11 protein-coding genes are annotated in these 9,335 nt (G+C 71.5%); 2 read left to right on the forward strand and 9 right to left on the reverse strand.

What is annotated here, in order from left to right; genetic code table 11:
* The 3 genes from ACFXI3_RS09490 to ACFXI3_RS09500 all read right to left on the reverse strand — a co-directional run bounded on the left by ACFXI3_RS09490 (position 1) and on the right by ACFXI3_RS09500 (position 2,347).
* The gene (locus ACFXI3_RS09490) at positions 1–807 is read right to left on the reverse strand and encodes an MBL fold metallo-hydrolase (protein WP_378399184.1); all 807 of its coding nucleotides are present in this window, start codon (positions 805–807) and stop codon (positions 1–3) included.
* A gap of 82 nt (positions 808–889) precedes the next feature.
* On the reverse strand, positions 890–1,633 hold the full coding sequence (locus tag ACFXI3_RS09495; protein WP_378399185.1) for a hypothetical protein: 744 nt from the start codon (positions 1,631–1,633) through the stop codon (positions 890–892).
* A 27-nt stretch (positions 1,634–1,660) separates the two neighbouring features.
* Positions 1,661–2,347: a TetR/AcrR family transcriptional regulator gene (locus ACFXI3_RS09500; protein ID WP_344275197.1), complete on the reverse strand. Its 687-nt coding sequence runs from the start codon at positions 2,345–2,347 to the stop codon at positions 1,661–1,663.
* An 83-nt stretch (positions 2,348–2,430) separates the two neighbouring features.
* Here ACFXI3_RS09500 and ACFXI3_RS09505 point away from each other — a divergent pair, with 83 nt between their 5' ends.
* Positions 2,431–3,567: an FAD-dependent oxidoreductase gene (locus ACFXI3_RS09505; protein ID WP_378399186.1), complete on the forward strand. Its 1,137-nt coding sequence runs from the start codon at positions 2,431–2,433 to the stop codon at positions 3,565–3,567.
* Positions 3,568–3,697: 130 nt separating this feature from the next.
* On the opposite strand, the gene ACFXI3_RS09510 is transcribed toward ACFXI3_RS09505, so the two are convergent.
* Together ACFXI3_RS09510 and ACFXI3_RS09515 are read right to left on the reverse strand one after the other, a co-directional pair.
* Positions 3,698–4,633 carry an AraC family transcriptional regulator gene (locus ACFXI3_RS09510; RefSeq protein ID WP_378399187.1) on the reverse strand — a complete coding sequence of 312 codons (936 nt, stop codon included), beginning with the start codon at positions 4,631–4,633 and terminating at the stop codon, positions 3,698–3,700.
* Positions 4,634–4,848: 215 nt separating this feature from the next.
* Positions 4,849–5,688 carry an alpha/beta fold hydrolase gene (locus ACFXI3_RS09515; RefSeq protein WP_378399188.1) on the reverse strand — a complete coding sequence of 280 codons (840 nt, stop codon included), beginning with the start codon at positions 5,686–5,688 and terminating at the stop codon, positions 4,849–4,851.
* A gap of 114 nt (positions 5,689–5,802) precedes the next feature.
* Between ACFXI3_RS09515 and ACFXI3_RS09520 the strand changes: the two genes are divergently transcribed.
* Positions 5,803–6,279 carry an anthrone oxygenase family protein gene (locus ACFXI3_RS09520; protein WP_344275186.1) on the forward strand — a complete coding sequence of 159 codons (477 nt, stop codon included), beginning with the start codon at positions 5,803–5,805 and terminating at the stop codon, positions 6,277–6,279.
* An 18-nt stretch (positions 6,280–6,297) separates the two neighbouring features.
* On the opposite strand, the gene ACFXI3_RS09525 is transcribed toward ACFXI3_RS09520, so the two are convergent.
* The 4 genes from ACFXI3_RS09525 to ACFXI3_RS09540 are packed head-to-tail and all read right to left on the reverse strand — an operon-like array spanning position 6,298 to position 9,279.
* Positions 6,298–6,786: a GyrI-like domain-containing protein gene (locus ACFXI3_RS09525; RefSeq protein ID WP_378399189.1), complete on the reverse strand. Its 489-nt coding sequence runs from the start codon at positions 6,784–6,786 to the stop codon at positions 6,298–6,300.
* A gap of 29 nt (positions 6,787–6,815) precedes the next feature.
* Positions 6,816–7,139, reverse strand: coding sequence for a YciI family protein (locus ACFXI3_RS09530; protein ID WP_344275181.1), 324 nt, complete (start codon positions 7,137–7,139; stop codon positions 6,816–6,818).
* The gene (locus tag ACFXI3_RS09535) at positions 7,124–7,942 is read right to left on the reverse strand and encodes an alpha/beta fold hydrolase (RefSeq protein WP_378399190.1); all 819 of its coding nucleotides are present in this window, start codon (positions 7,940–7,942) and stop codon (positions 7,124–7,126) included. The genes ACFXI3_RS09530 and ACFXI3_RS09535 overlap by 16 nt, the downstream gene beginning before the upstream one ends.
* Positions 7,939–9,279 (reverse strand): RNA polymerase sigma factor, encoded by a 1,341-nt coding sequence (locus ACFXI3_RS09540; RefSeq protein ID WP_378399191.1) that lies wholly within the window; start codon positions 9,277–9,279, stop codon positions 7,939–7,941. Before ACFXI3_RS09540 ends, ACFXI3_RS09535 begins: the two co-directional genes overlap by 4 nt.
* Positions 9,280–9,335: the final 56 nt, after the last annotated feature.

Below are 9,335 nucleotides of genomic sequence, written 5' to 3' on the forward strand. Positions count from 1 at the left end.
TCAGCCGCAGATCCGGGCGAGCCTCCGGGCTTGTCCCTGGTGCAGATCCCGGACCCACTCCCAGCCGGGCTTGGCCGACGGGCCGATCCGCGGGTCGGCGGGCTCGCGGCCGTCGCGCACGGCCTGCACGTACGCGCGGTCGAGGTCGATTCGCGCGCGCACCTCGTCGACTCCGACGGATCCGTGGCCGGGGATGAGAACGTCGACGTCGTCCGCCACGGCTTCGAGCGCGCGCAATCCGGCGAGGTAGTCCTCGATCGGGTCGTCGGTGGTGTCGAACATCGGGACCAGGACGTCGGAAAGCATGTCGCCCGCGACGAGAACTCCGGGTTCCTCGATCAGCAGCGCCGCGTGGCCGGGAGCGTGCGCCGGATGTTCGATGATCCGGACTCGCGGGCCGTCCCACGGGAGATACGCGGTGCCGGCGGGCAGACCGGTGATGCGGCCGAGCAGGTCCAGCGGTACGTCGTCGGCGATCTCCGGCGGCAATCCTTCGGCGACAAGGGTTTTCCAGTCCGGTTTTGCCAGCAGATCGCGCAGGAAGGCCGCGCAACGGGCGGTGCCGTAGCGGGGAGCGTCGCCGAACTCGGTGTGCCAGAGCACGTGATCCCAATCCGGATGGGTCGCGAATCCCGCCGCGACCGGCTGGCCGAGTTCGCGCAGATCGGCGGCGAGGCAGGTCAGTTCGTCTCTCGTGAGCCCAGGGTCGACTAGCAGCACGCCAGTCTGGCCCCGCACGACGACCGCGTTGTTCTCCAGCAGTTCGCTCTGGTGGACCAGCACACCCTCCGCTGCCTGTTTCAGCATGGCGACCCCCTCCGCTCGTGATGCGCGACGGTAGCCCGAAGTGATAGCAAAGTGCAAGCACTAAGCACTGCCGCGGCAGCGGTCAAGCCTCGATGAACGGTTCGGTGCACAACGTGCAGGTGATCGGCCCCAGCTCCAGGATCGATCGGGCCGCGCGGATCCGGCGCGGCGGTTCGCACCGGCAGATCGCCGCGACGTAGTTCGGCCCGCCGCGATGCGCGCCGCGGCCGTCGACCGGAGCGATCACCACCGGCGGCGGGAGCGGTTCGGCCACCTCGTCCGGACCCTCGGGATCGTCCGGCGGAGCCGCCACGGCGCGTCGTGCGACCTCCTGTTCGGTGTGCCGCCACACGGTCAGCGCGTCTTCGAGGCGAGCGAGTTCTCGTTGGTACGCCTCGAGAGTCGCGGGGAGTGCGGTGGTCGCGGACCAGCCGATCCGGTCGGCCTGTTCGGCGCGCAGGCCGAGTTCGGCGGCGAGCGCGGCGAAGCGTTTGTTGTGGTAGCGGCCGTCGCTGACGTCGACGATGTCGCGGGTGGCGGCGAGTCCGTGCGCGGCCTCGTGGAGCGTGGTGGAGAGGATCTCAGCCGCGCCGCGCCGGAGGCCTTCCGCGCCGAGGAAGAACTCCGCGCGCGGTTCGACGCCGTCGCCGACGTGCCAGCGGGACCGCGCGAAGTGGCCGTGGATCTCGGTGGTGGTGCCCATCGTTCCCGACGCCAGCACGAGGATCGCCTCGGGAACGTCCGCGTGCCTGCTGCGGATCTCGGCCCAGAGCCGTTCCATCGCGTGCATGACGCGGGTCGTCGGGCCCAGCGCGGCGGTGTCCATGGGGCCATCTTGCCGCTTAAGCGGTAACTAGGGCAGGGAGAGGCCGGAGAGCACCCGGTCGAGGCCGGCGGAGAAGACCGCGTCGCCGTCGGGGTGGACGGCGTCGCGCGCAGTGCGGAGGAGAGTGGGGTAGCGGCCGGAGTCGAACATCCGCTGCAGGTACGGCGCGGCGGCGCGCTGCCAGCTTTCCTCGTCGAGGCCGGTGTCGCTGATGAGCCGCCGCTCGCGGATCTCGCTGCGGACGGCGCCGGTCACGTAGGAGTGCACGGTGAAGACCGTGATCACGGCGTCCTCGATCGGGCCCGGCCCGGCCGCGGCGGCGAGCGAAGCCTCCAGGTAGGCGAGCGCGTTCGGGCCGAGCCCGGGCCGTCCGCCGATCAGGTCCGCGAACCATTCGTGTCGCTGGACGGCCGCGCGGCAGCCGTGCGCGAGCGCGCGGAGGGCGGCGAGCCCTTCAGTTTCCGGGTCTGGCAAGGGGATCTCGCCGTAGACGGCGTCGGTCATCAGGTCGAGCAGTTCTTCTTTGGTGTCGAGGTAGCCGTACAGCCGCATCGGCCCGGCGCCGAGCGCGGCCGCGACTTTGCGCAGCGACACCGCTTCCAGCCCGCCCTCGTCGGCGAGCGCGCAGGCGGTCTCGACGATGCGGGCGCGGCTCAACGGCGTCGGCGCCGCGCGCGCCGGCGGTTCGGGCCGTTCCCACACCAGTTCGTCCATGCTCGCTCCTTTTCGGGTGACAGTACCGGGGCACTTCCGATACGGTGTATTCAGTCAATACAGTGTATCGAGGGGATGTCATCATGCGAATCGTCATCGCTGGGGGCGGGCTTGGCGGGCTCACCTGTGCCGCGGTGCTGAGGGCGCACGGCGTCGATGCCGTGGTCTGCGAACGGGACGCCGGCCCGGAGGCGCGAGTACAGGGCGGCACGCTGGACCTGACGGTCGACGAGGGCCAGTGGGCGCTGCGCGAGGCCGGTCTGGAGGCCGGCTACCGCGAGATCGCCCGGCCCGAGGGGCAGGACATGGTCCTCTACGACTCCGCGGGAACCTTGCTGCGGCGGGAAATCACCCCGGACGAGGGCGAAGCGCGCTGGGGCCGTCCTGAGGCGGACCGCCCGGCGCTGCGGAAACTGCTGCTCGACGCGCTTCCCGAGGGGACTGTCCATTGGGGACACGCGGTGACTCGCGCGGAGCCGCTCGGCGACGGACGGCACCGCGTGCACCTGTCCGACGGCGGAACCCTGGAGTCCGATTTCCTCGTCGGCGCGGACGGCGCCCGGTCGAGAATCCGCCCGCTGTTCACCGATGCGGAACCGGCGTACTGCGGCGCGCACGGGTTGGAGCTGGTCATCCACGACGCGGACCGAGCGCACCCGGCCGCGTCGGCGCTGGTCGGGCGCGGCGGGTTTTCCTCGATTGGGGATCAGCAGACGCTTTCCGCGCAGCGCAACGGAGACGGCACGATCCGCGTCCACCTGACCCTGCGGTGCGCCGAGGACTGGCAGGAGACCTCGGGGATCCCGTTCGACGACCCGGATCGTGCGCGCGTCGCGCTGAAGGAGCTCTACGCCGGGTGGCCGGAGGAGTTCCTGGCGTTGCTGGACGCGTCGTCCGGTCCGGTGCTGGTGTATCCGCTGACCGCGCTGCCGGTCGGGCTGCGGTGGGACCACGCGCCGGGCGTGACGCTGATCGGGGACGCGGCGCACCTGATGTCGCCGTTCGCCGGACAGGGCGCGAACCTCGCGATGCGGGACGGCGCCGAGCTTGCCCTGGTTCTCGCTCAGGGCGGCGACGTGCGGAAGTTCGAGGAGGCGATGTTCGACCGCGCCGAACCGGCCGCGCAGATGTCGGCGGACAACCTGGAGCTGTTCATGTCCGACGGCGCGGCGGAAAAGGTGCGGCACCTGTTCGCGAAGATGTCCGGGGAGGAGGACTGACTCAGCCGGGTGGCACCGGCCCCATCGCGTTTCCGGCGACCTGTGGTCTTCGTGGGCGCTCGCCGGTGTGCGGGGACTGGTTCGGGTCGCGGTGCCGTCCGCAGCGGTGACTCGCGTCGGCACTTGGTGTTCAGGCGGGTTCGCGCAGGCGGTAGTGCTGCGGGCTGCGCCCGTACTCCCGTTTGAACGCGGTGCTCAGCGTGAAGGGGCTGCGGTAGCCGACCTGCCGGGCGATCGCGGTGAGCGTCGCGTCGGGTTGCTGCCGCAGGAGATCGGCGGCGAGGGCGAGCCGCCAGGTGGCGAGGTAGGTCATCGGCGGCTCGCCTACGGCGTCGGTGAAGCGCCGGGCGAGCGCGGCGCGGGAAACCCCGGTCGCGCTGGCCAGACCGGCAACGGTCCACGGATGCTCGGGCTGGTCCTGCAGGAGACGCAGCGCGTGTCCGGCCACCGGGTCGCCGTGCGCGCGGTACCAGGCGGGCGCGGCCGGGCGGTCGAGCCATTCGCGCAGGACGCGGACGAGCAGGAGGTCCAGCAGCCGGTCGAGGACCGCTTCCTGCCCGGGGACGTCGCGCTCGATCTCGCCGGCGAGCATCGTGACGAGCGGATCCGGGCTGGTCCCGGCGCGCGCGGTGACGACGCCCGGCACCGCGGCGAGCAACCGTCGCGAGACCTCGCCGACGGTCGGGTAGGTCCCGGTGAGCAGCATCGTCGGACCGTCGGCGTCGCCGCCCCAGGTGCGGACGCCGAACTCGGTCAGGTCGGTGAGATGCCCGCCGTCCGGGGTGACGCACTCCTGCCCCGGCCGGATCACCGCTTGCGGCGGCGTCCCCGGATCGTCGGCGACGAGGTACGGCTCGGGGCCTCGGATGACTGCCACGTCGCCCGCGTCCAGGTGCACGGCTTCGGTGTTGTCCGGCGCCAGCCAGGCGTCGCCGCGCACCACGGCGAGCACGGTCAGCGGCGCTTCGTCCTCGATCCGCAACGACCACGGCGGGCGCAGGACGGACCGGAGCAGGAACGCGCCGTGCGCGCGGGGTCCTTCGAGCAACGCGGTGAGCGGGTCCACGACGCTGAGAATAGCGCTGCGGCAAGGGAAAACTGGTCGGTTCGGGGGTTTCGGGCTGGCGGGGATCGCTGGGCAGCGCCGTGGAGTGAGATTGCCGCCGCGCGCAGTCCGCGGCCCGCCTTTCTGGGCTGCGGCTCCGCATCGTCGTAGTGCGACAGCGCAACCGCCAACCAGCAACCCCGGGCGCTGGCACCGCACCGAACACCGGTGACCGCTCAGGCAGCGAGCATCGCCGCCGCGATCTTCTCGACGGCAGCGTCCGGAATCGCGCTCGCGGCATCCTCCACGACGACCAGCCGCGCGCCGGGGATTTCGCGGGCGAGCGCTTCCCCGTTGCCGACCGGGAAGAACGCGTCCCTCCGGCCGTGCAGCACAACCGTCGGGATCGCGAGTTCCGGCAGGCGTTCGCGCCACCGCGGCGTGCAGTCGAGCTTGGAGAACACCATGCCCAGCTGATTCGCCAGCTGCACCGCCGATTCCGTGCTGGCCGCCCGGTCGAAAATGCGTTCAGCGACGGTTCGGGCCTCGTCGGGGTCGTTGCCGAGGATCTCGGCGCTGACGGCGGCGCGTTCGGCGACGGCGGCCCGGCCTGACCAGTCGATCATCGGCAGCGCGAAGACCTTGTGCATGGTCTGCGTGTCGTGATCAGGCAGATCGGCGTCGACGGGGCCTGGCGCGACGGGGCGCGTTCCGTACAGCGTCAGGGCGGAGAAAGCGGACGGGTGGTCGAGGGCGGCGACTTGGGCGACCATCCCGCTGACCCCGATCCCGCCCAGGTGCGCGGGCCGATCGTCGAGCTCCCGGGCGAGAGCGTCGGCGTCGGCGGCGAGGTCGCGCAGCGTGTAAGCCGGGGCGTCCGGATCGAGGGTGGTCGAGGCGCCTGAGTCGCGGAGGTCGTAGCGCACGACGTGCCGTCCGCCGCGAGCGAGGGCTTCGCACAGGGCGTCCGGCCACGACAGCATCGTGGGGCCGCCGGCGAGCAGGACCAGCGGGTCGGCCGGGTCGCCGAAGTGCTCGGCGCCGAGCGTGACGCCGTTCGGAAGGGTGTGCTGCATGGGTGTCTCCTGCTGAGACGATCGCGCATGGTTCCGAGCGGATAACCGATGGATCGTCTCGCGAGCTTTGGGTTGACTGGGGGCGTACTGGGGGACAAAACGGAAGGCACGACGATGGTGATCGTTTCGAAGGCGGTTCTCGTGGCGGCAGTGGTCGCGGCGGGGCTGATCGCGGGGTTGTTCTACGCGTACACGGTGTCGGTGATGCCCGGCCTCGCCCAGGCCGACGACCACACGTTCGTGACCGCGATGCGCCGGATCAACGACGTCATCGTGAACGGCTGGTTCATGCTGTCGTTCCTGGGCGCGCCGCTGCTCGCGGTCGCGGCGGTGGTCCTGCACTTCACGAGCGGTGCGCGGGGCGGGTTGCCGTGGCTCATCGCGGGTGCGGTGCTTCTGGTGGCGACGGTGATCGTGACCGGCGCGATCAACGTGCCGATGAACAACGCCCTCGCCGTGGACTCGGTCGACTTCGCCGCGCTGCGGGCCCAGTTCGAGGAGCCGTGGGTGCGGTGGAACACGGTGCGGACGGTGGCGTCGGCGGCCGGGTTCGGGTGTCTCGTCGGCGCTTTGGTGACCCGGGGCGCCTGACCCCGGGCCACCGGCCGGTCAGTCGGCGAGCCGGAAGCAGAGGTCGGTGTCCCAGTTGTTCGGGTCCGGCTCCGCCTGCGGGTTGGTGCGGTAGATCTCGAGCCGGGCGGTCCAGTGCTCGCCGTCGGCTTCGACGGTGCGGTCCCAGCGCACGTCCTCCTTCTCGCCCCAGGCGAGCAGGTCCGCGATGGCGGCGAAGAGCCCGTCCGGCGCGCCGTGGTGGGTGGCCTGGGCGTATTTCCCGGCCGGCAGGACGGCGTTGAAGTAGTCGTCGCCGAGGTCGACGGCGTCCGCGACCGGGACTCCGGCCTCGACGGTGACGGTCTGCATGTCCGTGCCGAGCACCAGGTAACGGAGGAACGGCGCGCAGGCGGGTTCGAGGCCGCGTTCGGCGAGCGCGCCGACGATCGCGGCGATCCGGTGCGCGACGGCGGCCATGCCGTCGAATCCGACCGTCGCGCGGTAGCCGACGTAGCGCTGCTCGTTTCTGTCCACAATGGCGGGCATGGGATTCCTTCCGGTTCGGGGGCCGCGCCTCAGCCGAGGAGCGGGCGTACTTCGATCGTTCCGTAGGTGGCGGCCGGATGCCGGGACGCGTGCTCGACGGCCTCGTCGAGGTCGGCGCATTCGAGCACGGCGTAGCCGCCGATCTGGTCCTTGGTCTCGGCGAACGGCCCGTCGCTGAGCAGGACGTCGCCGTCGCGCACGCGCACCGTGGTGGCTGTCGCGGGCGGGTGCAGGCCTCCGCCGCCGACGAGGATGCCGCGTTCCACCAGGTCTTCGGACCAGCCGCCGCAGCCGATCGCGAGCTGTTCCTCGGTGGGTGCTTCGGACCCGGCGATCATCAGGAGGTAGCGCATGAGTTCTCCTCGGTGAGAGTTTCGGCGAGGCGAGCAGCGAACGCCTCGGGTTCGGCGGCGAATCCGGCGTGGTCTCCCGGGAACCGGACGGGCTCGCTGCCCAGCGCGCGGGCGAGTCCGACGCCTGCCTCGTACGCCGGGGTCCCGATCGCGTCGCCCACCGCGACGACGATCCGGGTGTCCGCGGCGGCGAGTGCTTCGAGGTCGGGTTCCCAGGCGCCGATCGCGCCCATCAGCTTGCCGAAGAACACCTCGAAGTTGCCGCGCATCTGCTTGCCCTGCTCGATTTCCTCGGCGGTGGGGTGCTCCGGCGGCGGCGGGATCTCGAATCCGCTGGCGGCCATGAACGCACCGACGGCCGCGTCGATGCCCTGCTGCCGGTAGATCGCCGGGATGTCCGGGAAATCGGCCAGCAGTTCGCCGAGATAGCGGCTGACGGGCGGTTCGTGCGCGACGAGCGCCCGCACCGCGCCGGAGTAGCGGGTGGCGTGTTCGAGCATGGTGATCGCGCCGCCGCTGTTGGCCAGCACGGAGACCGGTCCGCCGTCCAGTTCGGTGAGCAGCCGCTGCACGTCCTCGGCGTGCTGGCCGACCAAGTCGTCGTCGAGTTCGGTGGTGCGGCTGCGCGAGATGCCGCGCGGGTCGAAGGTGACGACGGTGTAGCGATCGGTGAGGAACGGGCGCAGGGCGGTGAACGCGGTGGCGTCCGCGGGTCCGCCGGGCACGAGGAGCAGTAGCGGTCCGGAGCCCGCGACGTCGTAGTGGAGTTCCGCGCCGGGCACTCGAAGGGTTTTCGTGATCATGGCTGTCCTTCCGGGGTCGGTTTGCCTTCCCGACGAACGGAGGAGGCCGAGACAGACACCTCGGGCGAAGAAATTTCCGAAAGTCTTCTCCGGAGGTAGCTGCGTTCGGCTCCGGTGCGGGCCAGCGCGAGCGCTTCGGTGTACGCGACCTGGGCTTCTTCGGCGCGGCCGAGGCGGCGGAGGAAGTCCGCGCGGGTGGCGGGCAGCAGGTGGTAGCCCGCCAGGTCTTCGGTGAGCCGGTCGGCGAGGGCGAGCCCGGCTTCCGGCCCGGCGGCCATCCCGACCGCGACCGCGCGGTTCAGCTCGACCACCGGACCCGGCCGGAAACGCCGCAGTTCGAGGTAGAGCCCGGCGATCTGCGCCCAGTCGGTGTCCTCGGCGCGCGCGGCGGCGGCATGACAGGCGGCGATCGCGGCTTGCACCTGGTACGGCCCGGGACTGCGCCGCCGCAGCGCGCCTTCGAGCAGCGCGGTGCCCTCGGCGATCGCGGCGGTGTCCCACCTGCTCCGGTCTTGTTCGTCGAGCGGGATCAGTTCGCCGTCGGGCGTGTTTCGCGTGCTGCGGCGGGCGTGGTGCAGCAGAAGGAGCGCGAGGAGACCGGTGGCCTCGGGTTCGTCCGGCATCAGAGTGCACAGCAGCCGGGCCAGCCGGATCGCTTCGCCCGCCAGGTCGGGGCGCTGGAGATCGTCGCCATCGCTGGCCGAGTAGCCCTCGTTGAACAACAGGTACAGCACGCCGAGCACCGCGGCGGTGCGCTCGGGCAGCAGATGGGCGGGCGGCACCCGGTACGGGATCCCGGCGGCGCGGATTTTGCGTTTCACCCGGACGAGGCGCTGCGACATCGTCGATTCGGACACCAGGAACGCGCGGGCGATCTCCGCGGTGCTGAGCCCGACGAGCGTGCGCAGCGCCAGCGCGACCTGTGCTTCGAAGGCGAGCGCGGGGTGGCAGCAGGTGAAAATGAGCCGCAGCCGGTCGTCCTCGACTCCGCTGGCTTCACTGTCTCCACCGACTCCGTTGGCTCCACTGTGGACAGTGATCGGTTCGTCCGGGACGGCCAGGCTCGCGACCTCCCTGAGCTTGTCCGCTCCCGCCGCCGCGCGCCGGAGCCGGTCGACCGCACGGTTGCGGGCGGCGGTGGTGAGCCACGCTCCGGGGCGGTCGGGAACGCCGTCGCGCGGCCAGGTCCGCACGGCGAGCGCGAACGCGTCCTGCGCGCATTCCTCGGCAAGGTCCCAGTCGCCGGTGACGCGGATGAGCGTGGCCACGACGGAGCCCCACTCGGCGCGGAACGCCTGCGCGACAGCGGCTTCGACCACGTCGTGCTCCCCGGTCACCGCACACTCCCTTCCTGGGCCGGCCGGCGAACCAGTTCCGCCGACACCCTCCGAAC

It is taken from the genome of Amycolatopsis sp. NPDC059235 (genome assembly GCF_042754125.1).
Classification (GTDB): Bacteria; Actinomycetota; Actinomycetes; order Mycobacteriales; family Pseudonocardiaceae; genus Amycolatopsis; species Amycolatopsis albidoflava.

Bases quoted from the DNA above. Each gene is read 5' to 3' on its own strand.
- ACFXI3_RS09490 (WP_378399184.1), bottom strand. From the start codon at position 807: ATGCTGAAACAGGCAGCGGAGGGTGTGCTGGTCCACCAGAGCGAACTG.
- ACFXI3_RS09495 (WP_378399185.1), bottom strand. From the start codon at position 1,633: ATGGACACCGCCGCGCTGGGCCCGACGACCCGCGTCATGCACGCGATG.
- ACFXI3_RS09500 (WP_344275197.1), bottom strand. From the start codon at position 2,347: ATGGACGAACTGGTGTGGGAACGGCCCGAACCGCCGGCGCGCGCGGCG.
- ACFXI3_RS09505 (WP_378399186.1), top strand. From the start codon at position 2,431: ATGCGAATCGTCATCGCTGGGGGCGGGCTTGGCGGGCTCACCTGTGCC.
- ACFXI3_RS09515 (WP_378399188.1), bottom strand. From the start codon at position 5,688: ATGCAGCACACCCTTCCGAACGGCGTCACGCTCGGCGCCGAGCACTTC.
- ACFXI3_RS09520 (WP_344275186.1), top strand. From the start codon at position 5,803: ATGGTGATCGTTTCGAAGGCGGTTCTCGTGGCGGCAGTGGTCGCGGCG.
- ACFXI3_RS09525 (WP_378399189.1), bottom strand. From the start codon at position 6,786: ATGCCCGCCATTGTGGACAGAAACGAGCAGCGCTACGTCGGCTACCGC.
- ACFXI3_RS09530 (WP_344275181.1), bottom strand. From the start codon at position 7,139: ATGCGCTACCTCCTGATGATCGCCGGGTCCGAAGCACCCACCGAGGAA.
- ACFXI3_RS09535 (WP_378399190.1), bottom strand. From the start codon at position 7,942: ATGATCACGAAAACCCTTCGAGTGCCCGGCGCGGAACTCCACTACGAC.